This is a genomic window from Tsuneonella troitsensis, assembly GCF_001441535.1.
Taxonomy (GTDB): Bacteria; Pseudomonadota; Alphaproteobacteria; order Sphingomonadales; family Sphingomonadaceae; genus Tsuneonella; species Tsuneonella troitsensis.
The window spans coordinates 585,731-611,150 of record NZ_LMAU01000001.1; the positions used below are offsets into that span (position 1 = coordinate 585,731).

General features: G+C 67.4%; 30 protein-coding genes. 23 read left to right on the plus strand and 7 right to left on the minus strand.

Features of this window, described 5'->3' with window-relative positions:
• Positions 1 to 32: 32 nt before the first annotated feature.
• Complete coding sequence (locus tag AR323_RS02930; protein WP_057882425.1) at positions 33 to 1,418, minus strand: OprO/OprP family phosphate-selective porin; 1,386 nt, start codon at positions 1,416 to 1,418, stop codon at positions 33 to 35.
• Between the two features lie 189 nt (positions 1,419 to 1,607).
• Between AR323_RS02930 and ald the strand changes: the two genes are divergently transcribed.
• Positions 1,608 to 2,723: an alanine dehydrogenase gene (gene ald, locus AR323_RS02935; RefSeq protein WP_057882426.1), complete on the plus strand. Its 1,116-nt coding sequence runs from the start codon at positions 1,608 to 1,610 to the stop codon at positions 2,721 to 2,723.
• Between the two features lie 22 nt (positions 2,724 to 2,745).
• Here ald and AR323_RS02940 read toward each other — a convergent pair whose 3' ends face one another.
• Complete coding sequence (locus tag AR323_RS02940; RefSeq protein ID WP_057882427.1) at positions 2,746 to 3,612, minus strand: zinc-ribbon domain-containing protein; 867 nt, start codon at positions 3,610 to 3,612, stop codon at positions 2,746 to 2,748.
• Positions 3,613 to 3,766: 154 nt separating this feature from the next.
• Here AR323_RS02940 and ftsE point away from each other — a divergent pair, with 154 nt between their 5' ends.
• The 4 genes from ftsE to AR323_RS02960 are packed head-to-tail and all read left to right on the plus strand — an operon-like array spanning position 3,767 to position 6,688.
• The gene (gene ftsE, locus AR323_RS02945; RefSeq protein WP_057882428.1) at positions 3,767 to 4,525 is read left to right on the plus strand and encodes a cell division ATP-binding protein FtsE; all 759 of its coding nucleotides are present in this window, start codon (positions 3,767 to 3,769) and stop codon (positions 4,523 to 4,525) included.
• A complete protein-coding gene (locus tag AR323_RS02950) occupies positions 4,522 to 5,457 on the plus strand; it encodes a cell division protein FtsX (RefSeq protein ID WP_057882429.1) in 936 nt (311 codons plus the stop codon). The genes ftsE and AR323_RS02950 overlap by 4 nt, the downstream gene beginning before the upstream one ends.
• Positions 5,454 to 5,984, plus strand: a complete 531-nt coding sequence (locus tag AR323_RS02955) for a YdcF family protein (RefSeq protein ID WP_057882430.1) — start codon at positions 5,454 to 5,456, stop codon at positions 5,982 to 5,984. The genes AR323_RS02950 and AR323_RS02955 overlap by 4 nt, the downstream gene beginning before the upstream one ends.
• A gap of 5 nt (positions 5,985 to 5,989) precedes the next feature.
• Positions 5,990 to 6,688, plus strand: coding sequence for a lysophospholipid acyltransferase family protein (locus AR323_RS02960; protein WP_057882431.1), 699 nt, complete (start codon positions 5,990 to 5,992; stop codon positions 6,686 to 6,688).
• On the opposite strand, the gene AR323_RS02965 is transcribed toward AR323_RS02960, so the two are convergent.
• Positions 6,677 to 7,582: a prephenate/arogenate dehydrogenase family protein gene (locus AR323_RS02965; protein ID WP_057882432.1), complete on the minus strand. Its 906-nt coding sequence runs from the start codon at positions 7,580 to 7,582 to the stop codon at positions 6,677 to 6,679. The two genes, AR323_RS02960 and AR323_RS02965, sit on opposite strands and share 12 nt — an antisense overlap.
• Positions 7,579 to 8,679, minus strand: coding sequence for a pyridoxal phosphate-dependent aminotransferase (locus tag AR323_RS02970; RefSeq protein WP_057882433.1), 1,101 nt, complete (start codon positions 8,677 to 8,679; stop codon positions 7,579 to 7,581). The genes AR323_RS02965 and AR323_RS02970 overlap by 4 nt, the downstream gene beginning before the upstream one ends.
• Before the next feature lie 110 nt (positions 8,680 to 8,789).
• Here AR323_RS02970 and metX point away from each other — a divergent pair, with 110 nt between their 5' ends.
• The 5 genes from metX (at position 8,790) to AR323_RS02995 (ending at position 12,890) form a co-directional block, all read left to right on the plus strand.
• Complete coding sequence (gene metX, locus AR323_RS02975; protein WP_057882434.1) at positions 8,790 to 9,887, plus strand: homoserine O-acetyltransferase MetX; 1,098 nt, start codon at positions 8,790 to 8,792, stop codon at positions 9,885 to 9,887.
• Positions 9,884 to 10,468 carry a methionine biosynthesis protein MetW gene (gene metW / locus AR323_RS02980; RefSeq protein WP_057882435.1) on the plus strand — a complete coding sequence of 195 codons (585 nt, stop codon included), beginning with the start codon at positions 9,884 to 9,886 and terminating at the stop codon, positions 10,466 to 10,468. The genes metX and metW overlap by 4 nt, the downstream gene beginning before the upstream one ends.
• Before the next feature lie 4 nt (positions 10,469 to 10,472).
• A complete protein-coding gene (locus AR323_RS02985; RefSeq protein WP_057882436.1) occupies positions 10,473 to 11,153 on the plus strand; it encodes a hypothetical protein in 681 nt (226 codons plus the stop codon).
• 25 nt (positions 11,154 to 11,178) lie between these two features.
• Positions 11,179 to 12,531, plus strand: a complete 1,353-nt coding sequence (locus AR323_RS02990; protein ID WP_057882437.1) for a glutamate--tRNA ligase — start codon at positions 11,179 to 11,181, stop codon at positions 12,529 to 12,531.
• Positions 12,532 to 12,650: 119 nt separating this feature from the next.
• A complete protein-coding gene (locus AR323_RS02995; protein WP_057882438.1) occupies positions 12,651 to 12,890 on the plus strand; it encodes a hypothetical protein in 240 nt (79 codons plus the stop codon).
• A 6-nt stretch (positions 12,891 to 12,896) separates the two neighbouring features.
• Here AR323_RS02995 and pyk read toward each other — a convergent pair whose 3' ends face one another.
• On the minus strand, positions 12,897 to 14,372 hold the full coding sequence (gene pyk, locus AR323_RS03000; protein ID WP_057882439.1) for a pyruvate kinase: 1,476 nt from the start codon (positions 14,370 to 14,372) through the stop codon (positions 12,897 to 12,899).
• A gap of 49 nt (positions 14,373 to 14,421) precedes the next feature.
• Between pyk and AR323_RS03005 the strand changes: the two genes are divergently transcribed.
• The 5 genes from AR323_RS03005 (at position 14,422) to AR323_RS03025 (ending at position 17,768) form a co-directional block, all read left to right on the plus strand.
• A complete protein-coding gene (locus AR323_RS03005; protein ID WP_057882440.1) occupies positions 14,422 to 14,733 on the plus strand; it encodes a DUF1244 domain-containing protein in 312 nt (103 codons plus the stop codon).
• A gap of 84 nt (positions 14,734 to 14,817) precedes the next feature.
• On the plus strand, positions 14,818 to 15,054 hold the full coding sequence (locus tag AR323_RS03010) for a DUF2312 domain-containing protein (protein WP_057882441.1): 237 nt from the start codon (positions 14,818 to 14,820) through the stop codon (positions 15,052 to 15,054).
• Positions 15,055 to 15,134: 80 nt separating this feature from the next.
• Positions 15,135 to 16,013, plus strand: coding sequence for an SDR family oxidoreductase (locus AR323_RS03015; RefSeq protein ID WP_083495196.1), 879 nt, complete (start codon positions 15,135 to 15,137; stop codon positions 16,011 to 16,013).
• Positions 16,014 to 16,077: 64 nt separating this feature from the next.
• Positions 16,078 to 16,395, plus strand: coding sequence for a heavy metal-binding domain-containing protein (locus AR323_RS03020; protein WP_057882442.1), 318 nt, complete (start codon positions 16,078 to 16,080; stop codon positions 16,393 to 16,395).
• Positions 16,396 to 16,463: 68 nt separating this feature from the next.
• Positions 16,464 to 17,768, plus strand: a complete 1,305-nt coding sequence (locus AR323_RS03025) for a metal-dependent hydrolase family protein (protein WP_057882443.1) — start codon at positions 16,464 to 16,466, stop codon at positions 17,766 to 17,768.
• A 10-nt stretch (positions 17,769 to 17,778) separates the two neighbouring features.
• Here the strand turns inward: AR323_RS03025 and AR323_RS03030 are convergent, their stop codons facing one another.
• Positions 17,779 to 18,531, minus strand: a complete 753-nt coding sequence (locus tag AR323_RS03030) for a CPBP family glutamic-type intramembrane protease (RefSeq protein WP_161808707.1) — start codon at positions 18,529 to 18,531, stop codon at positions 17,779 to 17,781.
• 47 nt (positions 18,532 to 18,578) lie between these two features.
• On the opposite strand from AR323_RS03030, the gene AR323_RS03035 reads away from it, so the two are divergent.
• From AR323_RS03035 to AR323_RS03060, 6 genes are all read left to right on the plus strand, one after another.
• The gene (locus AR323_RS03035; protein WP_057882445.1) at positions 18,579 to 19,322 is read left to right on the plus strand and encodes a YebC/PmpR family DNA-binding transcriptional regulator; all 744 of its coding nucleotides are present in this window, start codon (positions 18,579 to 18,581) and stop codon (positions 19,320 to 19,322) included.
• 98 nt (positions 19,323 to 19,420) lie between these two features.
• Positions 19,421 to 19,771 (plus strand): DUF3147 family protein, encoded by a 351-nt coding sequence (locus tag AR323_RS03040; protein WP_057882446.1) that lies wholly within the window; start codon positions 19,421 to 19,423, stop codon positions 19,769 to 19,771.
• Between the two features lie 25 nt (positions 19,772 to 19,796).
• A complete protein-coding gene (ruvC, locus tag AR323_RS03045; protein ID WP_057882447.1) occupies positions 19,797 to 20,264 on the plus strand; it encodes a crossover junction endodeoxyribonuclease RuvC in 468 nt (155 codons plus the stop codon).
• Between the two features lie 160 nt (positions 20,265 to 20,424).
• The gene (locus tag AR323_RS03050) at positions 20,425 to 20,736 is read left to right on the plus strand and encodes an antibiotic biosynthesis monooxygenase family protein (RefSeq protein ID WP_057882592.1); all 312 of its coding nucleotides are present in this window, start codon (positions 20,425 to 20,427) and stop codon (positions 20,734 to 20,736) included.
• A complete protein-coding gene (locus AR323_RS03055) occupies positions 20,733 to 21,080 on the plus strand; it encodes an arsenate reductase (RefSeq protein ID WP_057882448.1) in 348 nt (115 codons plus the stop codon). Before AR323_RS03050 ends, AR323_RS03055 begins: the two co-directional genes overlap by 4 nt.
• Positions 21,081 to 21,088: 8 nt before the next feature.
• Positions 21,089 to 22,147 (plus strand): glycerophosphodiester phosphodiesterase family protein, encoded by a 1,059-nt coding sequence (locus AR323_RS03060; RefSeq protein WP_235510426.1) that lies wholly within the window; start codon positions 21,089 to 21,091, stop codon positions 22,145 to 22,147.
• Here the strand turns inward: AR323_RS03060 and ubiG are convergent.
• Positions 22,125 to 22,898 (minus strand): bifunctional 2-polyprenyl-6-hydroxyphenol methylase/3-demethylubiquinol 3-O-methyltransferase UbiG, encoded by a 774-nt coding sequence (ubiG, locus tag AR323_RS03065; protein WP_057882450.1) that lies wholly within the window; start codon positions 22,896 to 22,898, stop codon positions 22,125 to 22,127. The genes AR323_RS03060 and ubiG overlap by 23 nt on opposite strands.
• A 51-nt stretch (positions 22,899 to 22,949) precedes the next feature.
• Between ubiG and AR323_RS03070 the strand changes: the two genes are divergently transcribed.
• The gene (locus AR323_RS03070; protein ID WP_057882451.1) at positions 22,950 to 24,227 is read left to right on the plus strand and encodes an aspartate kinase; all 1,278 of its coding nucleotides are present in this window, start codon (positions 22,950 to 22,952) and stop codon (positions 24,225 to 24,227) included.
• Between the two features lie 10 nt (positions 24,228 to 24,237).
• Complete coding sequence (purT, locus tag AR323_RS03075; protein ID WP_057882593.1) at positions 24,238 to 25,413, plus strand: formate-dependent phosphoribosylglycinamide formyltransferase; 1,176 nt, start codon at positions 24,238 to 24,240, stop codon at positions 25,411 to 25,413.
• Positions 25,414 to 25,420 lie beyond the last annotated feature (7 nt).

The following is a 25,420-nucleotide window of genomic DNA, read 5'->3' on the forward strand; positions in this document are numbered from 1 at the left end:
TGACATGGGAATGACAGGTTTCTTGCAAGGTCTCAAAAGTCGATCTGGGCGCGCATGCCGACGGCATCGACCCCGTAGGACCGGTCCCCGCCCGCTGCCGGGTACACGGCGTTGTCGTACTGCATGCGGCCGTAGTTGAGCATCAGCCGGGTGTAATCGCTGGGCATCCAGTTCAGTCCCACCTGATAGCCGTTCTGCGTTCCGCCGAGAATGCCCGCATCTACAAGGTCGAGCCAGTCGTACCGCAGGTTGAGCTGGACCGCGCCCATGCCGCCCTTGCCGACCGCATTCTTCGGCTTGACCCGGTCGAACACGCCGCCCTTGTAGCCGCGCGTATCTCCGGGCGTCAGGAAATATCCGACCTCGGCATAACCGCCCGAGAACGTGGGATCGCTGAGCGGGCCGGGCCGGTCGAGATGCTGCCAGAACTGCTCCGCCGCCGCGTGCAGGCGACCGGACATGATTGCCGCTTCCAGGCCATAGCCGGTTTCGCTTTCCGCTTGCAGGATGTTGGTATCGATGAAGCGCTGCGAGGTGAAATGCACCAGCGGCCGCTGGCGATAGCGCACCGTGCTCAGTGCCTCGAGATCGGCATAATGGACCGAGCCTCCGACATGGAACTGGGTGTTCCCGGCCTTGGGCATGAACACGATGCGCCCGTCGGCGCCGCGGTTCTTGTTGCTCAGCGCGTCGACGTTGTCGCTGAACACGCCCGCCTGGGCGAGGAAGGGCCCCTTGGCGTACTGCACCGACAGGCCGAGGCGGCGTTCGAAGCCGAACGCGTCGGTGAACGCGGCGCGCTCGATGAACGACGAGTGGAGGCTGCTGGTCAGTTCCTCGAGGCCCTGGAAGTTGTTGTGCTGCCCGACCGTCACGGTCGCGGGACCGCGCTCATAGGTCAGGATGGCATCGGTCAGGGCGACCTCGTTGCCGGCGAAATCGACCTCGAACTTGTAGCCGAAGCCCCCCGGCATATCGCCCTGGACGCCGAGCCGCGCGCGGCGCACCTCGCTGCCGAACCCTTCGGGGCGCAGCGTCGAATCGGGCGCGTCGATGAAGCCGGTGTCGAACTGCAGGCGTCCCCGCGGCTTGAAGGTCCAGCCGCCCTTGCCGGTCACCTCCGGCGCGCCCTTGAAGGCTATCTTGGTGGTGTCCTCGTCTGCCTTCGAGGCTGCCGTCGCGGCGGCGGCGCTCGCGGTCGCGGCGCCTGCGGCGGTGGTCGCGGCCTGCGCCTCGGCCCGCGCGGCACCGAGTTGCGCTTCGAGCGTGTCGATCCGCTCGGCCATAGCGGCCATTTCGGCGCGCATCCTTGCCAGTTCATCGGCGACGGCGGCTGTATCCTGTGCGGCGGCGGGTATGGCCCAGCCTGCGGCAACGGCCACCGCGAGCGTCGAAATGGTGAGGCGGGATCTTTTCACTTCGGTTGCTTTCGTGAAATTCGGGTTACGCTTTCACGGCGCCCCTATGGTCGTTGTGTGACGGGTGTGTGACTGTTTCCACAGTCCTTGGACACGCGCAGCCACAGCCTTGGGCCATGCCCCGCACAATCGTTCGCGCTTGCCCGTAACTGGTTGCAACTGTAACGGCGCGGCCAAAGGAGTGCCCCCATGCGCATCGGCTGTCCCAAGGAAATCAAGAACCACGAATACCGCGTCGGCCTGACGCCGGAAAGCGTCCGCGAACTCACCGCCCACGGTCACGAAGTGTGGGTCGAGACCGGAGCGGGACTCGGGATCGGATCGACCGACGCCGACTATCGCGCGTGCGGGGCCACCATCCAGCCCGATGCGAAGACCGTGTTCGACGGCTGCGAGATGATCGTGAAGGTCAAGGAACCGCAGGCGGTCGAGCGGGCGATGCTGCGCGAGGGCCAGGTGCTCTACACCTATCTCCACCTCGCGCCCGACCCGGACCAGACGCGCGAGCTCGTCGCCTCGGGTGTCACCGCGATCGCCTATGAAACCGTGACCGGGCCGGGCGGATCGCTGCCCCTGCTCAAGCCGATGAGCCAGGTCGCCGGACGCATGAGCATCCAGGCCGGCGCCACCGCGCTGGAAAAGGCCAACGGCGGGCGCGGCGTGCTGCTCGGCGGCGTGCCGGGCGTGCTGCCCGGCCGGGTCATGGTCATCGGCGGCGGCGTCGTCGGCTTCAACGCGGCGCAGATGGCGGTCGGCCTGGGCGCCGACGTGACCATCCTCGACCGCGATCCGGAAGTCCTCGAAAAGCTCGGCATCCATTTCGAAAGCCGCGCCAAGACGCGCTTTTCCAACCAGGCCAACATCGAGCAGATGCTGTGCGAGGCGGAATTGGTGATCGGCGCGGTGCTGATCCCCGGTGCCGCTGCCCCCAAGCTCGTCACCCGCGAGATGCTGAAGTGCATGAAGCCGGGCGCGGTCCTCGTCGATGTGGCGATCGACCAGGGCGGCTGCTTCGAGACCAGTCGTCCGACGACCCATGCCGAGCCGACCTACGTGGTGGACGATGTGGTCCACTACTGCGTCGCCAACATGCCCGGCGCGGTGGCCCGCACCAGCACCTATGCGCTCAACAACGTGACCCTGCCGCACGCGCTCCGAATGGCCGAAATGGGATGGAAGGCGGCGCTCGCCGCGAACCCGCACCTTGCGGAAGGCCTAAACGTCCACGCGGGCAAGGTGACCTACAAGGCGGTCGCCGACGAACTCGGCTACAATTACCTGCCGGTCGCCGACGCGATCCGCTGATCGGATCACTCGGAGGGAAGCCTCAGTCGGGCTTCCAGCCGATCTCCACATAGCGCGCCGAGCGCGGGATGTCGGTGACGGCTTCGTTGATCGTCACCGTTTCGCCCGGCGCGAGCGCGGCCTTGGGCGAGGCGATTTCCCACGAATAGACGATCCGGTCGCGTGCATCGCTCAGCACGATGAGGATCGCGGGAACGCTGCGCGTTTCGCGGCCGACGTTCTTCACCGTGCCGCTCGCGCCGAAATATTCGGTTCCGTTGGGTAGCGTGCGGCGCTCCTGCCGTTCGCGCGGGAAATCGAGCACGAGGTCGGGCTGCTCCAGGCCGAAGGTCGGTCGGCTGATCGGCACCCAGTCGGGCAGGCCCCAGTAACTGACCGCGCCGACCGTCCCGAGCGCGATCGCGGCGAACAGGGCCGCGGCCACCGTCCACACCTTCATCATGTTGCGACGGGGGCGGAAGGGCGGCTCGTAATCGAACTGCGAGACTTCCTCGCCGTAGTCCTCCGGCTCGGCGACCGGCGCCGGGGCCGCCTCGATCACGGTCGGAGGCGGCGCTTCGTCCGGGATGGGCGGCGGAGCGAAGTCGTCCTCCGGCTCTACAGGTGCCTCGGCCCGCTGTTCTATCGCGGGCTCTTCGTAGGCCGGTGCGTGGCGTGTTTCCTCGGCGGGCTGCGCGGTTGGCGGCGGCGGAGTTGCGGGCGCGCCTGCCGTAGCGTCCACCGCCGTCGCGGCGAGCGCCGGTTCGGGATCGATCGAGTCGGCCGGTTCGGGTCCGTCCTGGAACCAGCTATGACGGCATTTCGCGCAACGCACGGTTCTGCCCTCTGCGCCGATGGCGCTGTCCGGCACGACGTAGCGGGTCGCGCAGGCGGGGCAGGCTATGATCATCCTGGGGGCAGCTTACGCATGGTGATTCGCCGCAACAAGAGTCGCCCGCGTCATCTTGCGGGCAGAACAGCTTTTTTCCACATGGAAGCGCGGCTATAGCCCGCGCGCCGATGCCTTTCCCTTCCGTTCACCATACTCTCCAGAGCGCTGCGCCATGACCGGCGAGGGGGGCGACATCGTGAACTTCGACAACGTGGGCCTGCGGTACGGCGCGGATCGCGAGGTGCTGAGCGACGTTTCGTTCACGCTTCACCCGGGCGGATTCTATTTCCTCACGGGCGCGAGCGGCGCCGGCAAGACGTCGATGCTGAAGCTGCTGTACCTTGCCCAGCGGCCTTCGCGCGGCGTGATCCGGATGTTCGGCACCGATGTAATCACCCTGCCACGCGACCGGCTGCCGCTGTTCCGGCGCCGGCTGGGCGTGGTATTCCAGGATTTCCGCCTCGTCCCTCACCTGTCGGCGTTCGACAACGTGGCGCTGCCGCTGCGCGTTTCGGGCGTGCGCGAAAGTGAGCTGCGCAAGCCCGTTACCGAGATGCTCGACTGGGTCGGGCTCTCGCACCGCCTCGACGCGAGACCGGCTACCCTGTCGGGTGGCGAACAGCAGCGCGTGGCGATCGCCCGTGCGGTGATCGGACGGCCCGACATGCTGGTGGCGGACGAGCCGACCGGCAACGTCGATCCCGAGATGGCACTGAAGCTGCTGCGCCTGTTCGAAGCGCTGAACCGGCTCGGCACCACGGTCGTCGTCGCGACGCACGACGTCCACCTGCTCCGCAAGGTGCCGGATTCGCTGATCATGCGGCTGGACAAAGGTCGCCTGTCGGATCCTACGGGCGCTTTACGCTACCCGCCCAGGCGAGAGGCGCGCCAGATCGACGATAGCCGAACGCTCGGTGACGTTTTCCGGTGAAACGACCGCCGGTCCTAGCCCGCGCCGTCGCGCGCAGCCTCGTGCCGTTCGGCGGCAGCCGGGCCGCCGCGCTCATTCCGCAGGCGCGTCTGTCGGGTCCGATGCCGTGGGTGATCGCGATCATGGTGGCCCTGACCACCATCGCGGCGGCGGGCGGGCTCGCGCTCAGCAACCTCGCCCAGACGGCGCGCGGTGACCTGTCCGGCGCGGCGACGGTGCAGATCGTCGAACCCCTGAAGGTAGAACGCGACCGTCAGGCGCGTGCGGCCGAGGCGGCCCTGGCGGAACTGCCCGACGTGGCGAGCATCCGCGTGGTGCCCGAAACCGAGCTCGACGCGATCCTCGAGCCCTGGCTCGGCGCAGGCGCCGACGGCGGGGATGCGGTTCCCGTCCCCGCGCTGATCGACGTGGAACTGCGCGGTCCGGCGACCGATGCGCGGTTGGCCGCCCTGCGCGGCGCCTTGCGAGGCATCGCCCCGGCAGCAAGAGTCGATGCGCAATCCACCTGGCTTGCTCCGGTTTTCGCGGCGATCCGTTCGCTGCAGTATCTCGCGCTCGCCCTCGTCGTACTGCTTGCTCTCACGAGTTCGGCGGCGGTGCTGCTGGCGGCGCGCAGTGCGCTGGGCGGCAATCGCGGCACGATCGAGATCGTCCACCTGCTCGGCGGGACAGACGCGCAGATCGCGCGGATATTCCAGCGCTCGATCGCCTTCGATGCGCTTGTCGGAGGCGCCGTCGGCCTGGCGCTTGGACTCGGCGCGATCGTGGTGCTGGGGCGGCAGTTCGCCGCGCTGGGATCGGGCATGGTCGCAGGCGGCGGGCTGGGTCCGCTCGACTGGCTGCTGATCGCAGCGATCCCGCTTGCCGGCGTCGGCATCGCTATGCTGACCGCGCGGCTGACGGTGATGGGCGCACTGAGGAAGATGCTGTGATCGTTCGCGCGTTCGCCATGTTCGCCCTGGTCTACCTGCTGGGTTTCCTGTGGTTCGCTGCCGCGCTGCCGCAGCCGGTGGAGGGGGGGCGGACCGATGCGGTGGTCGTTCCCACCGGCGGTCCGGGGCGGATCGACCGCGGCCTCGCGATCCTGGAAGACGGCGCCGCGCGCGAGATGCTGGTGACCGGCGTCGACCGCGAAGTGAAAACGCGCGAGTTCGTGGCGTTGTACAAGGTTCCGCCCGCAACGATGGAGTGCTGCGTCACCCTGGGGTTCGCTGCGGTCGACACGCGCAGCAACGCCGATGAAACCGCCACGTGGGTCAAGGAGCGCGAATACAAATCGCTCCGCCTCGTCACCACGGACTGGCACATGCGGCGTGCCGCGGTCGAACTGGCGCGCTCGTTGCCGGACGACATCACGATCCTGCGCGACGCCGTGCCGTCGCGGCCGCGGCTGGGAATCCTGTTCCTCGAATACAACAAGCTGCTGGCCGCCGCGGTGGCGCAGGTCGTGACGGACTAGGGCCGATGTCGGTATTGCGCAGCCTTGCCTTCTACGTGATCTTCTACCTCGGCTCGATCGTCTACACGTCGGGTTCGCTGATCGCGCTGCCGTTCGACGTCCCGCTGTTTCGCCGCATCGTGCGCGGCTGGTCCCGCTGGCAGCGGACCTGCGCCAGGTGGCTGCTCGGGATGGAGGTGCGCATCGAAGGGAGCGGGCCGGTGGAAGGGCCGGTGCTCTATGCGATCAAGCACGAAAGCTTTTTCGAGGCGATCGACATGCCCGCGCTGTTCGACCTGCCGGTCGTCTTCGCCAAGGAGCAGCTTTTCAGGATTCCCCTTTGGGGACCGGCGGCGGCAGCATACGGCATCGTTCCGGTAGAGCGCGAAGCGGGGGCGCGGGCGCTGCGGGCGATGATCGCCTCTGCCAAGGCCTATTCGGATACCGGCAGGCCGCTGGTCATTTTTCCGGAAGGAACGCGGGTCCCTCACGGCACCGAGCCGCCGCTTCAGGCCGGGTTTGCCGGGCTCTACAAGTTGCTCGGGCTGCCGGTGGTGCCCGTCGCGGTCGATAGCGGCCCGCTGTATCACCGGCGATGGAAACGCTCGGGGCCGATCACCTACCGCTTCGGCGAGCCCATTCCGCCGGGCCTTAAGCGCGAGGAAGTCGAGGCGCGCGTCCATGCGGCCATCAACGCGCTCAACCGCGATCCGTCAGTGGTCTGACCGGCCGAAGTCCGGCCGCGCGTCGTCCTGGCCCTGTTCCACGATCGACCGGCGAATGTCGCGGGTGCGGGTGAACAGGTCGAACAATGCGTCGCCGTCGCCGTTGCGGATCGCCCGCTGGAGCGCGGTCAGGTCCTCGGTGAAGCGCCCGAGCATCTCGAGCACGGCTTCGCGGTTGGTCAGGAACACGTCGCGCCACATGACCGGATCGCTTGCGGCGATGCGGGTGAAATCGCGGAAACCGCCGGCGGAATACTTGATCACCTCGCCCCGCGTCACTTCCTCGAGGTCGGAGGCGGTGCCGACGATCGTGTAGGCGATGAGGTGCGGGATGTGGCTGGTCACGGCGAGCACCAGGTCGTGGTGCGCGGCATCCATGATCTCGACGTTGGCGCCGAGCGCTTCCCAGAACGCGGACAGCCGCGCGACAGCCGCCTGGTCCGTGCCTGAGGGCGGGGTGAGGATGCACCAGCGGTGGCGGAAGAGGCTTGCGAAACCCGCATCGGGACCGCTTCGTTCGGTGCCCGCGACCGGGTGCGCGGGGATAACGGTCGCGCCAGGCAGGGCGGAGCGGAGCGCCTCGCCCACCGCGGCCTTCGACGAGCCGACGTCGGTGACGATCGCACCGGGGGAAAGTTCACCGGCGATTTTTGCCGCGGCCGCGCCCATTGCGCCCACGGGCACGCAGAACACGACGAGCTCGGCCCCGGCAACCGCCTCGGCGGCGGTATCGCAGACGGTGTCCACCAGCCCGCGCTCGGCCGCCCGCTGCCGCACGTCGGGATCCGCATCGTAGCCTGTCGTCGAGGAGCCGGGCAGGCTCTCGCGCACCGCGAGCCCGACCGAACCGCCCAGCAGCCCGAGTCCGATCACCGCGATGCGCGTGAACGTCATCCGGCGCGCTCCGCAGCGGCGCGAATGGCGCCAGCGACCGCGTCCATGTCGTCGCTCGTGCCGATGGTGATGCGCAGCGCATGGCCCAGGCCTTGGCCGGGCAGGTGGCGCACGGCATAGCCTGCATCTGCCAGGGCAGCGAGCGCGGCTTCGGCGGTCAGCGCTCCTTCGAACAGTACGAGCACGAAGTTGCCTTCGCTCGGCAGCGGGCGGACGCCGTGATTGCGCAGGCCCGACAACCCCTCGACCAGCCGTGTCCGGCTCGCTGCGTTCTCGGCGCGGCTACGCGCGACGAACGCGTCGTCGCCGAGGGCGGCGAGTGCAGCGGCCTGCCCCGCGTTGGTCACGTTGAATGCGCCGCGAAGCCGGTTGATCGCGCCGATCAGTCCCGGAGCGCCGGTCGCCCAGCCCACGCGTTCGCCGGCAAGCCCGTACGCCTTGGAGAACGTGCGCGTGACGAGCACGTTTTCGTTCCGGCCGGCCAGCGCTATGCCACCATCGTCGCGTCCGTCGGCAAGGTATTCGGCATAAGCCTGATCGACCACCAGCAGGACATCGGCGGGAAGTCCGGCATGGAGCCGCGCCACCGCGTCCGCATCGAACCAGCACCCCACCGGATTGTTCGGATTGTCGAGCAGGACGACCCGCGTGCGATCCGTCACGGCGGCGAGCATCGTGTCGACCGTCGGCGCGTGATCGACATCCTCGGCGAAGACGGCGTTCGCCGCGACCTTCCGCGCGAGCAAGGGATAGAGCGAGAACGAATAGCGCGGCATCGCCACGTCGTCGCCCGGACCCGCGAATGCCTGGACCGCGCAATGAAGCAGCTCGCCCGAGCCCGTTCCGCAGACGATGCGCGCCGGGTCGATGTCGAACTTGGCTCCCAGTGCTTCGCGCAGGACCACGCTGTCGGGATCGGGATAGCGGCTGGGGGGAGCCGGGTCGGCCAGAGCGGCCAGCGCCGCGGGCGAAGTCCCCAGCGGGTTCTCGTTGGCCGAAAGCTTTACGAGCGGCTTGCCGTCGCTACCGGCAGACTTGCCGGGAACGTAGGCGTGAATGTCCTCGATCCACGGCTTCAGGGATGGGCGGTCTGGCATCGGCCCGGCGCATAGCCGCTGGCGCGCGCCTTGCGAACAAAATCCTCCTTCGCCCGCGCTCTGCGAGACTTGTTGACAGCGCGCGCCCGATGCCGCCAAGCCGCGCCGCCATGGCCCCCGCGATCGCCACCAAGCTCTATCCGCTACCGTCGCCGCTGCTGCTCGACGGCGGGCAGGCGCTGGCGGGGGTCGAGGTCGCCTACGAAACATACGGCGAACTCGCACCGGACAAGGGCAACGCGATCCTCGTCTGCCACGCGTTGACGGGCGATCAGTACGTCGCATCGCGCCATCCCGTCACCGGCAAGCCCGGCTGGTGGGAGCGAATGGTCGGGCCGGGCAAGCCGATCGATACCGACCGCTTCCACGTGATCTGCGCCAACGTGATCGGCGGCTGCATGGGATCGACCGGTCCGGCCAGCGCGGCGAGCGACGGCCGGCCCTATGCGATGCGGTTTCCCGTGATCACCATCCGCGACATGGTCCGCGCGCAGATCGCGCTGCTCGACGGGTTGGGCATCGAGCGGCTGCATGCGGTCGTCGGCGGCTCGATGGGCGGGATGCAGGCATTGAGCCTGGCGGCCAACTTCCCCGATCGGGCCGCACGCGTGCTCGCGATCGCCACGACGGCCCGCCATTCGGCGCAGAACATCGCGTTTCACGAAGTGGGACGGCAGGCGGTGATGGCCGATCCGGACTGGCAGGGCGGCGACTACTACGGATCGGGCCACGCACCCGACAAGGGGCTGTCGGTCGCTCGCATGGCAGCGCACATTACCTACCTGTCGGAAAGCGGGCTGACCGAAAAGTTCGGCCGCAACCTGCAGGACCGCGACAGCAAGACCTTCGGCTTCGACGCCGACTTCCAGGTCGAAAGCTACCTGCGCTACCAAGGCAGCGGGTTCACCCAGCGGTTCGATGCCAACAGCTACCTCTTCATCACCCGCGCGATGGATTACTTCGACATTGCAGAGGAACACGGCGGCTTGCTCGCCAAGGCGTTCGCCGGCTCGCCTGCGCGGTTCTGCCTCGTCAGCTTCGATTCCGACTGGCTCTATCCGACGGCGGAAAGCCGACACGTCGTCCATGCGCTCAACGCCGCCGGCGCGGCGGTGAGCTTCGTCGAACTCAGCGCGCCGCACGGGCACGACAGCTTCCTGCTCGACGTGCCCGCATTGGACCGGGTCGTGAAGGGATTCATCGGATGAACTTGCGGCCCGATCTTGCGGTGATCGCGGCGCGTGTGCAGCCCGCCGCCCGCGCGCTCGACATCGGCTGCGGCGACGGCGCATTGATGGCCGCACTCGCGGAAAAAGGGTGCGACGCGCGTGGCATGGAGATCGATCCCGAACTGGTCGAACGCTGCGTTTCGCGGGGATTGAGCGTGGTGCAGGGCGATGCCGACCGCGACCTTGCCGACTATCCCGACAAGGCGTTCGACTATGCGATCCTGTCGCAGACCCTGCAAACCGCCGCCCGGCCCGACCGGATGCTGGACGAACTGCTGCGTGTCGGACGGCAGGCCTTCGTCTCGTTTCCGAATTTCGCGCATTGGCGGATGCGCGCCGCGCTGGCGCTGGGCGGGCGCATGCCGGTCACGCGGCACTTGCCGGTGAGCTGGTACGAGACGCAGAACATCCACCACATGACCGTCTCGGACTTCCGCGACCTGATCGCGGCGATGGGCGTGAAGTGCGAGCGCGCTTGGTTCTTTGCCGGCGACCGCGAGATCGGTGCGAGCCTCGCCAACCTGCGCGCCGAGCACGCCGTGTTCGAACTGAGCCGATAGACGCATGACCGGAGCCGACGATCGCAGCCCGTTCGAACGCCTCATGTTCGAGGACGCCGCGCCGCCTCCCCGCCACCTCGCGGCGCTGGGCCAGCGCTTCGTCGATGCTGCCAAGCCGAAATTTCGCAACTTCCGCGTGGATCTCGAAGCGGTGGAGATCGCCGCGTCGAAGGCGGGCCGCGCCGGAGAGATCCCGGCGGACGACGCGGCGCAGCTCTTCCTCGACCGGGGCGACAGCCTCTCCCTGCCGCTCGTGCGCCTGTACGTCGAAGCGCGCGAGACGGAACTCGTCGCAAAGTGGCTGATGACGCTCGGCAGTTTTCATTCGACCGGATGGGCGACGGTGCGCAACCTTGCGGCGCTCGACGGGATGGTCGCCGCGGGCGAACACGCGCTGGCCGTCGCGATCATCCGCAAGCATCTGGAAAAGACCCAGCGCATCGTGCGCGAACGCTGGCGGACGGTCGCCCGCAAGGAACCCGTCGGCTTGCCGCCCGAGCGGCTTACGCGCTATCGCGAGGAGCTGGCGAAAGTGCGGTGGGAGCTTCTGGGAGAGATCGAGGCGGCGCGAATCGAGATCGCGGAGCTCGAAAGCTATGTCCGCAAGCACGGATCGCCGGAAGACAATCGCGCGATCGACACGATGCTCGCCGATCTCGAGAAGGCACGCGCCCGCTTCACCTGAGCGGCCAATCGGCTATGGCGCGCGGATGATCGTCACCCGCTTCGCGCCCTCGCCCACCGGCCTGCTCCATGTCGGCAACATCCGCACGGCGCTTCATGCCTGGCTGCTGGCGCGCAAGCATGGCGGACGCTTCATGCTGCGGATCGACGATACCGACGCCGAACGAAGCCGCGAGGAGTATGTCGACGCCATCCGCGCCGACCTGTCGTGGCTCGGGCTGGAACCCGACGGGGAGGAACGCCAGTCTGCGAGGCTGGCGATCTACGAGGATGCGTTCGCGCGCCTGCGCGAAGCGGGGCGCGTCTATCGCTGCTACGAGACCGCGCAGGAACTGGACCTCAAGCGCAAGGTGCTGCTGGGCCGGGGACTACCGCCGATCTACGATCGGGCAGGGCTGTCGCTGACGGAGGCCGATCACGCGCGGCTGGCAGCCGATGGCGCGGTGCCGCACTGGCGCTTCCTGCTCGATCATGCCGAGACGATCGAGTGGATCGACGGGGTTAGAGGGCCCCAGCATTTCGACCCGGCGCAACTGTCCGATCCTGTCATCCGCCGTGCCAACGGATCGTGGCTCTACATGCTGCCGAGCGCGATCGACGATGCCGAAATGGCCGTGACGGACGTGCTGCGCGGCGAAGACCACGTCAGCAACACCGCCGTGCAAATTCAGATGTTTACCGCACTTTTTGCTGCAGGGTTCGGTGCAACCAGAACACTGCCGCGCTTCGCGCACACAGCGCTGCTCGTCGGCACCGAAGGCAAGCTGTCGAAGCGCCTCGGATCACTGTCGGCGGGCGCCCTGCGCGAAGCGGGCATCGAGCCCGCCGCGCTGGTCGCGCTGCTGGCCCGCTTGGGTACCAGCCTGCCGGTCGAACCGATTGCCGATCGTGCCAGGCTGATCGACACATTCGACCTCGCCACGTTCGGACGCGCGCCCGCCCGGTTCGACGAGGCGGAGCTTGCGCGCATCAACCATGCGCTGGTTCACCAGTTGCCATTCGCGGAAGTGGCCGGGCGGCTTCCGCATGGAATGGACGAGCGCGGCTGGCTCGCGATCCGACCGAACCTGGAAAAGGTGGAGGACGCAGCGGATTGGTGGGCGATCGTGACGGGGCCGGTGGATCCAGCGCCGTTCGATGCAGAGGACCGGCCATACCTCGCCGAGGCTACGCGCCTTCTTAAGTGGAGCGACGACCCGTGGCACACGCTCACGGGTGCCCTGAGGGATGCGACCGGTCGGAAGGGCAAGGCACTTATCCTGCCGTTGCGCCGCGCGCTCACGGGCAAGGATCACGGACCCGACATGGCGCAATTGCTGCCATTGATCGGCGAGAGCGAGGCCCGCGTCAGACTATCGCGAGCGGCGGCCGGCGATTGAAACCGACCGCGCAGGCGGCACAGTTCACCTCTATTTCCGTTAGCTGACGCAACCCCTGGCGAAATTGCTGGTTAGGGACGGGCTAGCCAGCACGAAGCTGGCCTAACGAAAGGCCGTTTATGATTTTCCGCAAGACAGCCCTTGCCGCCGCCGCCGCCGCTTTGGTCACGCTGCCCGTCGCCGCTCAGGCTGCCCCCGCACCGTCTACTGCACGCACCGCTGCTTCAGTGGAGGACGGTTCCGAGCTTGGAGGCGGATCGGGCTTCGGCAACGCGCTCATAATCATCGCCATCGCTGCTGTCGGGATGCTCGCGCTGATCCTGTCGGACGATGACGAGGATTCGCCGGTCAGCCCCTGACCCCATCTAGGTGCCCTGGCCGCCATGACGAGACAGCTCGTCCCCGGCCAAGGTGACCACGTGAAGAAGATTAGTGCTGCCGGGCGTGCCGAAGGGTACGCCCGCCAGCGCGATCAGCTTGCTCCCGGCGGTTCCGAAGCCATGCCGCAGGGCCATTCGCTTGCCCTTGGCGATCATCTCTTCGAAGCTGCCGATGTCCTTGGTGGTCACCGCGTGGGCACCCCATAACAGCCCGACGCGGCGCGCGGTCCGGGTGGATGGGGTCAGGACCAGCATCGGCACACTGGGGCGCTCGCGGGCGACCCGGCGCGCGGTGCTTCCCGAACCGGTGAACACGATGATCCCGCTGACCGAGACGGTATCGGCAATCGTCATGCACGCGTGGCTCAAGGCATCGGCGGTCGTCTTGTCGGGTGGGGTGTCGAGCAGACGGACTCGCTCCAGGTAGGCGTCGTCGCGTTCGACCTGGGTGGCGATGCGGTCCATGATCGCAACCGCTTCCTCGGGCCAGTCGCCGGCCGCGGTTTCCGCGCTCAGCATGACCGCATCGGCCCCGTCGTAGACCGCATTGGCGACGTCGGAGACTTCGGCGCGGGTCGGGGTCGGGCTCTCGATCATCGATTCGAGCATCTGCGTCGCCACGATCACCGGCTTGCCGGCATTGCGCGCGGCGTTGACGATCTTCTTCTGCAGCGGCGGCACTTCCTCTGGATCGAGTTCGACCCCCAGATCGCCGCGCGCGACCATGATCCCGTCGGCCAGCTCCAGCAATTCGGGCAGGCGCCGCACCGCGCTCGGCTTTTCGATCTTGGCGCACAGCGCGGGTGCCTGCCCCCCGGGGCCGCCCATCAGCTTGCGCGCTTCGGCAAGGTCCTCGGGCCGCTGGACGAACGAAAGGCCGATCCAGTCGACCCCCTGCTGCACCGCGAACGCCAAGTCCTTGCGATCCTTTTCGGTCAACGCCGGGATCGGGACCTCTGCATCGGGCACGTTCACGCCCTTGCGATCGGAGATGACCCCGCCGACTTCGACCGAGCAAAGGATACTCTCGGCCTCGGCCTTGATCACCTTGAGGCGGATCTTCCCGTCGTTGATCAGCAGCCGCTGCCCCTTGTGAAGGACTTCGAACAGTTCGGGGTGCGGCAGTTCGACGCGGGTTTCGTCGCCCGGATCCGGATTGCGATCGAGCGTGAAGTGGCCCGAATGGCGGATGACCGCCTGTCCGTCCCTGAACGTGCCCACGCGCAGCTTGGGGCCCTGAAGGTCCGCAAGGATCGCGATCGGGCGACCGGAGGTTTTTTCAAGGTCGCGGATCGCCTTGATCGTCGCGGCGTGATCGGAGTGGGCGCCGTGGCTCATATTCACGCGAAACGCGTCGGCACCGCCCCGCAGGAGCTTCGCGAGCATTTCGGGCGATCGGCTGGCCGGTCCGATCGTGGCGAGTACCTTGACCTTGCGGTTGCGCGGTTCGAGCTTATGCATTCCCGCCGCCTATTGCAGGGTTGGGCCTCAAGACAAGGATGGAGTCGCAATGGATACGAATTCCGATCCGCTCGATGCACTCGACGACGCGCAGGCGGCAGCGGCATTCCGGCGACTGGTGCGGCATTTGCGCCATCGCACGGACGCACAAAACATCGACCTGATGGGGCTGGCCGGGTTCTGCCGCAATTGCCTTGCCGACTGGATCCGCGACGCGGGCTATCCGGGCGACAATGACGCGGCGCGCGAACTCATCCACGGCTTGCCGGCCGACGAATGGAAGGCCAGGCACCGGTCGCCCGCGACGCAGGACCAGCTCGACCGGATGGCCGCGAGCATCGCGCGCAACGCCCCGGAATAGTTTTCCACCCCACCTTCAAAGGGGGCGGCGGGCTGGCTATCGGACCGGCAACCGATTCTCATTCACCGGAGCTGTGATACCAAAATGGCCGAAGCCACCGACGACCGCCTGCGCCTATTGATCGAGCGCATCGAACGCCTCGAGGAAGAGAAGAAGGGCATCGCCGACGACATCCGTGACGTCTATGCCGAGGCCAAGGCGGTGGGTTACGACGCAAAGATCATGCGCCAGATCGTCCGCCTACGGAAGATGAAGCCCGACGACCGCAGCGAAATGGAAATGCTGCTCGATACCTACAAGGCCGCGCTCGGCCTGGGCTGAACCCTGCGCGGGACGAACCGCGGAACGGGCTGGTTGCCTCGCTCATTGGATCAAGCGAACCCAATCGAGGAGTCGCATCCATGAGCACCGATACCCATACCGTAGACAAGGCCTTCGTCGAGGAAACCTGCGAAGAGCCGCGGATGCCCGGCCACGAATCCGCGATGGACGACAAGCCCGACTGGCAGCCGCGCTACCCCGGCTCGGACCGGCTGAAGGGCAAGGTCGCGATCGTTACCGGCGGCGATAGCGGGATCGGTCGGGCCACCGCCATCCTGTTCGCCCGCGAAGGGGCAAAGGTCGCCGTCGCCTATCTCGAGGAAGACGATGATGCCCGCTTTGTCGCCGACCGAATCGAGGACGAAGGCAGCGAAGCCTTGCTCCACCGCGGCGATCTGGGCGATCCCGACGTGTGCCGGGCACTGATCGACAAGGTGATTTCCAAGTGGGGCCGGCTCGACGTGCTGGTCAACAACGCGGGCGAGCAGCATCCCGACAAGGACATCCGCGACATCACCGCCCAGCAGCTCCAGCGGACGTTCCAGACCAACATCTTCTCGATGTTCTACCTCGTCCAGGCAGCACGCCCACACCTGAAAAAGGGTGCGGCGATCGTGAACTGCACCAGCGTGACGATGTACCAGGGCAGCGGCGAACTGCTCGACTACAGCGCCACCAAGGGTGCGATCACAGCCTTTACGCGGTCCCTGAGCGAGAACCTGGTCGGCGAGGGCATCCGGGTGAATGCCGTGGCGCCGGGACCTATCTGGACCCCGCTCAATCCGTGCGGCGGCTCCTCGCCCGAGAAGCTGGAGCATTTCGGCGAGGACACGCCGATGGGTCGCCCCGGTCAGCCCAACGAGGTGGCGCCGGCTTTTCTGTTCCTGGCCTGCGAGGATTCGAGCTATATGTCCGGACAGGTGTTGCACCCGAACGGAGGCATGATCGTCAATGGCTAGCAGACCCAATCCCTGGAGCGGATCGCCGACCGGTTCGACTTCGGATAAGCCGGGCGGCGGTGGGATGATCGTTACTACCACCCCGTCGATCGAGGGCCGGTCGATTCGCGGATACCATGGTATAGTGACCGGAGAGGTCATCGTAGGCGCCAACATATTCCGCGATCTCTTCGCCTCGATCACCGACATCGTCGGCGGTCGCTCGGGCAAATACGAGGACGTGCTGGCCCGCGCGAGAGGCGAGGCGATTGCCGAAATGGAGGACCAGGCGCTCGCGCTCGGAGCCAATGCGGTCGTCGGGGTCGATATCGACTACGAGGTGCTCGGCCAGAACGGATCGATGCTGATGGTCAGCGTCAGCGGGACGGCGGTCACGGTCTGATATCCATCGTCTGTTGCCCCTGCGCGGGAGGGTGCTAGACCCTTGCCGCAAAAGGGGGAATCTTGCCGATGAAGCGTTTCATGCTGTCCGCTGCAAGCGCGCTTGCGCTCGTGCCCGGAGCCGTCGCGGCGCAGGAAACTGCTGCGGTATCCTACATCCATGCAGGCCGTCTGCTCGACCGGCCGGGTGAGGCGCCTCGCGGTCCCTCGACGATCATCGTTCGCGACGGGAAGGTGGCCGAGGTCCGCGACGGACTGGTCGTTCCCGAAGCCGGTGCGACCCTGGTCGACCTGAAGGACAGCTTCGTGTTGCCGGGGCTGATCGACATGCACGTCCATCTCCTCGGCATAGGCGGCGATCCGCTGCGCGCGCGGCTCGAAGCGTTGACCAGCGAAGACGAAGATGATGTGCTGTACGGCGCGGGCAACGCGCGCACGACGCTGCGCGCCGGATTCACCACCGTGCGAGATCTGGGCGGCACCGCGCGCTCCATTCGCGCGCTGCGCGATGCCATCGCGCGCGGCGATGTCGAGGGGCCGACCATTGTGAACGCGGGCGAGCCGATATCGGTGACCGGCGGTCACGGCGATCCGCTCAACGGGCTGTCGGCAACGATCGCTCATGCGGTAGAGCCCGAGGTGGTCAACACCTGCGACGGCGCGGACGACTGCCGGCGCGCGGTGCGCCGCCAGGTCGGGCGCGGCGCGCAGGTCATCAAGTTCATGGCCACCGGCGGCGTTTTGTCCAACGTATCCGGCGGGCTTGGCCGGGCGATGATGCCCGAGGAAATGAAGGCGGTGATCGATACCGCGCACGCTCTCGGCCGCAAGGTCGCCGCGCACAGCCACGCCAAGGAAGGCACCGCCGCCGCGGTGGAGGCCGGTGTCGACACGATCGATCACGGCACGTTCCTCGACGATGCGACGGTCCGGTTGATGAAGGCGCGCGGGACATGGCTCGTACCGACCATGATCGCGCCGGTCACCGCCCTGCAGCAGGCCCGCGCCGGTCTGCTGCCACCCGCCACCATACCGAAGGCCGAGGAAGCCGGCGCGGCCGCCCGGGAAAGCCATCGCCGCGCGATTGCCGCCGGGGTGAGGATCGCGTTCGGCACCGATTCCGGAGTCAGCAAGCACGGCGAGAACGCCAAGGAATTCGCGCTGATGGTCGATGCCGGGATGACCCCGGCTCAGGCGATCAAGGCCGCTACCGCCGATGCCGCCGAAGCGCTCGGCAGGTCGGAGATCGGGCGCATCGCCCCGGGCATGGCCGCCGATATGATCGCGGTCGACGGCGATCCGCTGGCCGATGTGCGCGAACTGGAGAACGTCGATTTCGTGATGAAGGCGGGAAAGGTCGTCCGCCGGGACTAACGCCCGATCGTCACGATCCCCCGCTGGATGACGCCAGCACCAGCGAAATGAACAGGCCGTTGTGGAGGATGTGCAGCAGCACCGCGCTCCACAATCCGTGAGTCACTCGCAGGTACCCCAGCAGCAGGGCCAGCATCAATTGCGGCAGGACCAGCGGCAGCATGGCGGGGCCCGCGGTTGCGAAGTTCGTCAGGTGGACCGCCGCAAAGGCGATCGCGCTGACCCAGAAGAACCATGCGAAGTGCCGCTGGAACCAGCGGACGGCGTTCCGCTTTCGCAGCAGAAACAGGGCGGCGACTGCAGCCAGTGCAGCGACCGCCGCGACGATCATAAGCGGCATCGCACCCTCAGACTCGCCGCCGAACGGTGCCGCTGCGCCGAGAAGCGCGAGCAGCGCAACGAACAGCAGAGGTGTCGCCAGCAGGTGCCCCGGACGCCCCGAGAGCCAGCCGCGAAAAGCGATCTCCTCGCCCACAGGCGCACCGATGACGATCAGGGCGATCAGTGGCGCGGAGAGTGCGAGCTCGTCGAGCATGTGTTCGGGCATGTCGAACCCGATCTGCACCGCCAGCGCCAGGCTGCCCAGGAGCACGGCCATGAACGCGATGTCGAGCGCGAAAAGCTTGAGCACCGCCGCGAATCCCGGCGCGATCCGGGTGTCCGCACGATCGGGGAGGGCCGGCCGGCGTATGAAGCCGAACCACGTGCGCCAACTGGCGGGCGCGGGCAATGCCCACCCGGCTCTTGTAGGTTGCCCGCTCATGCGGCTAATGCGCCCCCGTTCCAGATACGTCATGCAAGAACGGACTTATGGCAGGCCATTCCAAGTTCAAAAATATTATGCACCGCAAGGGCGCGCAGGACAAGAAGCGCTCGGCGCAGTTCAGCAAGCTCAGCCGCGAGATCACCGTCGCGGCCAAGATGGGCACGCCCGATCCGGACATGAACCCGCGCCTGCGGCTGGCGGTCAACAACGCCAAGGCCGCATCGATGCCAAAGGACAACATCCAGCGCGCGATCGACAAGGCCGCGGCGGCGGGCGGCGAGGACTACGAGGAAGTGCGCTACGAAGGCTACGGCCCCGGCGGCGTGGCCCTGATCGTCGAGGCTCTGACCGACAATCGCAACCGCACCGCGACCAACGTGCGCACCGCGTTCAGCAAGAATGGCGGCAACCTGGGCGCGACCGGCGCGGTGAGCCACGGCTTCGAGCGCAAGGGACTGATCGAATATCCGGCGAGCGCGGGCGACGAGGAGAAAGTCCTCGAGGCCGCGATCGAAGCGGGTGCCGACGACGTCGAGAGCGGCGATGAAGGCCACACGATCTGGACCGACATGGAAGCGCTGCACGAAGTGGCCGGCGCGCTCGAAAAGGTGCTGGGCGAGGCCGAAAGCGTCAAGCTCGCGTGGAAGCCCAACATCACGGTCGAGGTGGACGAGGCGAATGCCGGCACGCTGCTCAAGCTTGTGGACACCCTCGACGACGACGACGACGTGCAGACCGTCTGGGGCAACTACGAAGTCAGCGACGAGATCATGGACAAGCTGGGGTGATGGGTCTCCCCTCCCGCTCGCGGGAGGGGCCGGGGGTGGGCCCGTCCTGCACTCGCGCCCACCCCCCGACCCCCGTCCGCACGCGGGAGGGGCACTAGATGTGGGCGATCGTCGCCAAGGCGCTGCTTGCCGGGTCGATGATCGCGGCCATTTCCGAGCTGGGACGGCGCTTGCCCGCGACCGCGGCCATCGTCGCGTCGCTGCCGCTGGTGTCGGTGCTGGGGATGATCTTCCTGTGGCAGGCGCGCCCGGACGCCGAGAACATGGCGGTCCATTCGGCCGCTACGTTCTGGTACGTCCTGCCGAGCCTGCCGATGTTCCTGCTGATCCCGCTCCTGCTGCGCAACGGCGTGCATTTCTGGCTATCGCTCGCGCTCGGATGCGCCCTGACCGTCGCGCTCTATCTGGTGATGATGCACTTCGGGCCGCGCTTGGGGCTGCGACTGTGACCGCTAGATCGGCGCCATTCCACGCATGATCGTCCTCGGCCTCGACCCGTCGCTCTCGTGCACCGGATGGGGCGTCATCCGGGTAGAGGGATCGCGCACGACTCACATCGCCAACGGGCAGGTGCCGACCGAGGCGAAGGCGTCGATGGCCGATCGGTTGCACCACCTGCACGATGCGGTTGCCGCGGTGATCGCCGCCCATGCGCCCGACCGGGTGGCGGTGGAGGAAGTCTTCGCCAACAAGAACCCGCAATCGACCCTGAAGCTGGCGCAGGCGCGCGGCGCGGTGCTGGCCGCCTGCGGTCGCGCGGGGGTCCCCGTGCGCGAACACGCCGCCCGGCTGGTCAAGAAGGCGGTCGTCGGTACCGGCGGCGCCGAAAAGGCGCAGGTCCAGGCGATGCTGAAGGTACTGCTGCCCGGCGCGGCGATTGCCGGACCCGATGCTGCCGACGCGCTGGCCGTGGCCATCGCCGACGCGCACCTGGGCGGGTGAGTTTCCTACTTGATACCGGGTTGCTAAGCGGGCCCGGAATGACTGCTCGCCCGGCCCTTTCCGATCATTCTTCAGCGCCGCTCGACCGGTCTCGTTCTTTGGTCCCAGAACTGTGTGACAGGCGTGACATGCCCTCGGCAAAATGGACCGGGACAGGCTGATGTTCCTCGTCGTATTCCGCAATCGCAAGCGCGCCGGCATGGACCACGACGCCTATGCCGCCGACGCCGCCGAGATGGAGGCGATGGCGTTGTCCCAGCCGGGCTACCGCTCGTTCAAGTCGTACACCGCCGACGATGGCGAGGTGGTGGCGGTCAGCGAATGGGACGACGAGGCTTCGGCCCGGGCATGGGGGCGGCTTGCCGAACACCGCGCGGTCCAGCACAAGGGCCGGCAGGACTACTACGCGGATTACACGCTGTTCGCCTGCGCGCAGCCCCGCGTCCATCGATTCAAGGCAGACGAGACATGACGATCCACTTCTATGGCATCCCCAACTGCGACACCGTGAAGAAGGCGCGTACCTGGCTCGATGCCAAGGGCCGGGACTTCGAGTTTCACGACTTCAAGAAGGAAGGTGCGGACCAGGATCTCGTGCGCGGATGGGTGCAGGCGGTCGGCTGGGAACGCGTCCTGAATCGCCAGGGCACGACCTTCCGCAAGCTCGAGCCGGCGCAGAAGGAAAATCTCGATTCGGAAAAGGCGATCCGGCTGATGGTCGCGCAGCCTTCGTGCATCCGGCGCCCCGTGATCGATCACCCCGGAGGGCTGCTGGTCGGGTTCGACGAAAGCGAGTGGAACGCCGCACTCGGATGACGTTCAGAATGACACGGGCACATCGCGCGCCGATGCGATTCCTTTATCTCCTCGCCGTCTTGGCAGCTGCGGTCCCGGCGTCTTCGCCGCTCTCGGCCCAGCTGGTCATTGCCCATCGCGGCGCCAGCGGGGAGCGGCCCGAGCACACGCTCGCCGCCTACGAGCGGGCGATCGACGCCGGCGCGGACTTCATCGAGCCGGATCTGGTCGTGACCAAGGACCTCGTCCTCGTGGCGCGGCACGAGAACGAACTGTCCGACACCACCGACGTCGCCTCGCGCGAGGAATTCGAAGATCGCCGCCGCTCGAAGGAGATCGATGGGCAGCTCGTCGCGGGGTGGTTCGCGGAGGATTTCACGCTCGCCGAATTGAGGACCCTGCGGGCCAAGGAGCGGCTTCCGGCACTGCGGCCCGCCAACGTCCGCTACGACGGGCTCTATCAGGTGCCCACCTTCGCCGAGATCGTCGCCTTGGTGCGCGCCAAATCGGCCGAGACCGGGCGCACGGTGGGTCTGTATCCCGAACTCAAGCATCCCACTTTCCTGCTGCAACAGGGCATCGACAGCGTCGACCTGCTCGTGGCGGCGCTCCGCAAGGAAGGGCTCGACGGGAAGCAGATCCCGCTGTTCGTCCAGTCCTTCGAGGTCGCCCCGCTCGAACGGCTCGACAGGTTGACCGACGTGCGGCTGGTCCAGCTCGTCGCGGCCGATGGCGGTCCGGCGGACGAAGCCGGGATGACATACGCCGAAATGGTCAGCGAAAGCGGCCTGCCGCGGATCGCGGCCTATGCCGACGCGATCGGGGTCGAGGCGTCGCTGGTCGTCGGTGCGGACGGCCGCACGACGGGCCTCGTCGCCGCAGCCAAGGCGGCAGGTCTGCCGGTCCATGCCTGGACGTTGCGAAAGGAAAACGCCTTTCTGCCGCCCACCTTGCGTAAGGGCGCCACCGAGGCCGCGACGGGCGATTTCGCCGCGGCGTGGACGTTGCTGGCAGCCGCCGGGGTCGAGGGTGTGTTCACCGACGATCCCGCGCTTGCTGTGCCGCTCAGGCGGTCCGCACTGCCGTGACGATATAGTTGAGCGCGAGGTCTTCCGACAGGTGGAGGCCCCTCGCTGGCGAGAATGTTATGCCCCGAGGCACGCTCATAGTCAGACCAGCGCCCGCAAGTAGAATTTCCATCTCATCCGGGGTGACGAAATCATCCCAATGATGCGTGCCCTTCGGCACCATTCCCACCGCTTCCGCCGCGCCGACGAGGAGGAGGCGGGATTGCAAGGTCCGATTGGGGGTCGACAGCACCATCAGCCCGCCGGGCGCGAGCCTGGCGGCCAGCGCGGCGACGAACGCCTGTTTGTCGGAAACGTGCTCCAGCACTTCCATCGAGGTCACGAGGTCGAACGTGCCGATGTCGAGCGCGCCGACCTCGCCCGTCATGTACCGGATGTCGAGACCGGCCCCTTCGGCATGGGCGGCGGCGGCCATCGCGTTCTCGGGTGCGGCGTCGATCCCGGTGACGTCGGCGCCGAGCCGGGCGAGCGGTTCGCACAGCAGCCCCGCACCGCACCCGACGTCGAGCGCGGACTTGCCTGCGAGCGGCCGGACGCTGCCTTGCGTTCCCCAGTGCGCGTCCACGGCGTCGCGAATGAAGCCGAGCCGCACCGGGTTCAGCCGATGGAGCATCGCGGACGAACCCCTGGGATCCCACCAGTCCTTCGCCAGCTTGCCGAAATGCGCCGCCTCGTCTTCGCGAATGGTGGCGGACCCGGTCGTTTGGCGGTCCGAAGTTTTCGTATCGGCGCGGGTTGTTGCATCAGCCATGCGCCACCCCTAACAGCGCGGCGGTAAGTCATCCAGCAGGAGCTCGTTCGCTTGGCCCGGATCGTGATGAAATTCGGCGGCACTTCGATGGCCGGGACCGAGCGCATCCGGCGCGTGGCGAACATCGTCCGCAAGCAGGCCGCCGGCGGCAACGAAGTCGCCGTGGTGGTGTCCGCCATGGCCGGAGAAACCGACCGGCTGGTGAACTTCTGCCGCGAGGCGAACCCGATCTACGATCCGGCCGAGTACGACGTGGTCGTCGCATCGGGCGAGCAGGTGACGAGCGGGCTCCTCGCCCTGACGCTGCAGGCCCTCGGGTGCAGGGCGCGGTCTTGGCTCGGCTGGCAGATGCCGATCCGCACGATCGAGGCGCACGCCAAGGCCCGCGTCGAGGATATCGATTCCGAAGCCCTGCTCGCCAGCATGAAGGCGGGCGAGATCGCCGTGATCCCCGGCTTCCAGGGCGTCTCGCACGAAGGCCGCGTGACCACGCTGGGGCGCGGAGGGTCCGACACCTCGGCGGTCGCGGTAGCGGCAGCCATCGGCGCGGACCGCTGCGACATCTACACCGACGTCGACGGGGTCTATACCACCGATCCGCGTATCGTCGCCAAGGCGCGCAAGCTGAAGGCGGTGACCTACGAGGAAATGCTCGAACTGGCATCGGTCGGTGCGAAGGTCCTGCAGACCCGCTCGGTCGGCCTGGCGATGAAGGAGGGGGTGCGCGTGCAGGTCCTCTCCAGCTTCATCGGCGACGATGCGGTCCCCGCGGACGAAATACCCGGCACGATGATCGTCTCCGAAGAGGAGATGGAAGCGCTATTGGAGAAGGGCGAAATGGAACGCCAGCTAGTCACCGGCATCGCGCACGACAAGAACGAGGCGAAAGTCATCCTGACCCGCGTGCCCGACCGGCCCGGCGCGGTGGCGCATATCTTCGAGCCGCTCGCGCAGGCATCGATTAACGTCGACATGATCATCCAGAACGTAGGCCGCGACAAGGGCGAGACCGACGTCACGTTCACCGTGCCGCAGGCGGATCTCGCACGCGCGCAGGCCCTGCTCGAGGACCGGCGCGACGAGATCGGCTTCAACCGGATCATCACCGACAGCAAGATCGCCAAGATCAGCGTCGTCGGCGTGGGCATGAAAAGCCACGCGGGCGTCGCCAGCACGATGTTCAAGGCGCTGGCCGAGCGCGGGATCAACATCCAGGCGATCTCCACCAGCGAGATCAAGGTGAGCGTGCTGATCGACGAGGACGAGACCGAGCTGGCCGTGCGCGTGCTGCACACCGCCTATGGGCTCGACGCCTCCGACGGCGAGTGAGCCGGGCACGATGAGCCACACGGCGACGATCCTGCTGCTCGGCTCGGGCGAACTCGGCCGGGAATTCGTTATTTCGGCGAAGCGGCTCGGCGCACGGGTGATCGCCTGCGACGCCTACGACGATGCACCCGCGATGCAGGTCGCCGACGCGCGCGAGGTGTTCCCGATGCTCGACGGCGCGGCGCTGCGCGCGGTGGCGGAGAAGCACCGCCCCGACCTTATCGTACCCGAGATCGAGGCGATCCGCACCGAAGTGCTCGCCGATCTCGAGGCGCAAGGGATGTGCGTCGTCCCGTCGGCCCGCGCCGCGCAGCTGACGATGAACCGCGATGCGATCCGCGATCTGGCGGCAGAGGAACTCGGCATCGCGACGTCGCGATACCGGTACGCGGAGACGCTGGACGAGTTCCGCGCCGCGGCCGAATTCACCGGCTTTCCCTGCGTGATCAAGCCGGTCATGTCGTCGAGCGGAAAGGGCCAGTCGACCGTGCGCGATGCGGGCGAGCTGGAAGCCGCGTGGAACTATGCGGTGGCCGGAATGCGCGGAGACCGCACGCGCGTGATCGTCGAGGCGTTCGTCGATTTCGACTACGAGATCACGCTGCTCACGATTGCTCACGCGGGCGGCGTGTCGTTCTGTCCGCCGATCGGCCATCGGCAGGAGCGCGGCGACTACCAGGAAAGCTGGCAGCCGGCGCCGATGTCGCCCGCCGCGATCGCCAGCGCGCAGGCGATGGCGCGCGTGGTGGTGGAGGCGCTGAAGGGCGACGGGCGGGGCTGGGGCCTGTTCGGCGTGGAATTCTTCGTGCGCGGCGACGAGGTCATCTTCTCCGAGTTGAGTCCGCGTCCGCACGATACCGGCATGGTCACCCTGGCCAGCCAGAACCTGTCGGAATTCGACCTCCACGCCCGCGCGATCATGGGGCTGCCGCTACCGGCGGAGATCCGCGCGCGGCCGGCGGCATCGGCGGTGATCCTGGCCGACCGCGACAGCGCGTCGCTATCGTATAGCGGACTGGCCGAAGCGCTGGCGGAAGACGGCACCGATTTGCGCATCTTCGCCAAGCCCACCAGCCGTCCCTATCGCCGGATGGGCGTCGCGCTCGCCACCGCTGGCGATGTCGAACGGGCCCGCGAAAAGGCGCGCAACGCGGCGGGACAAGTGCGGATTGGCTACGGCGACTGACGCGCGG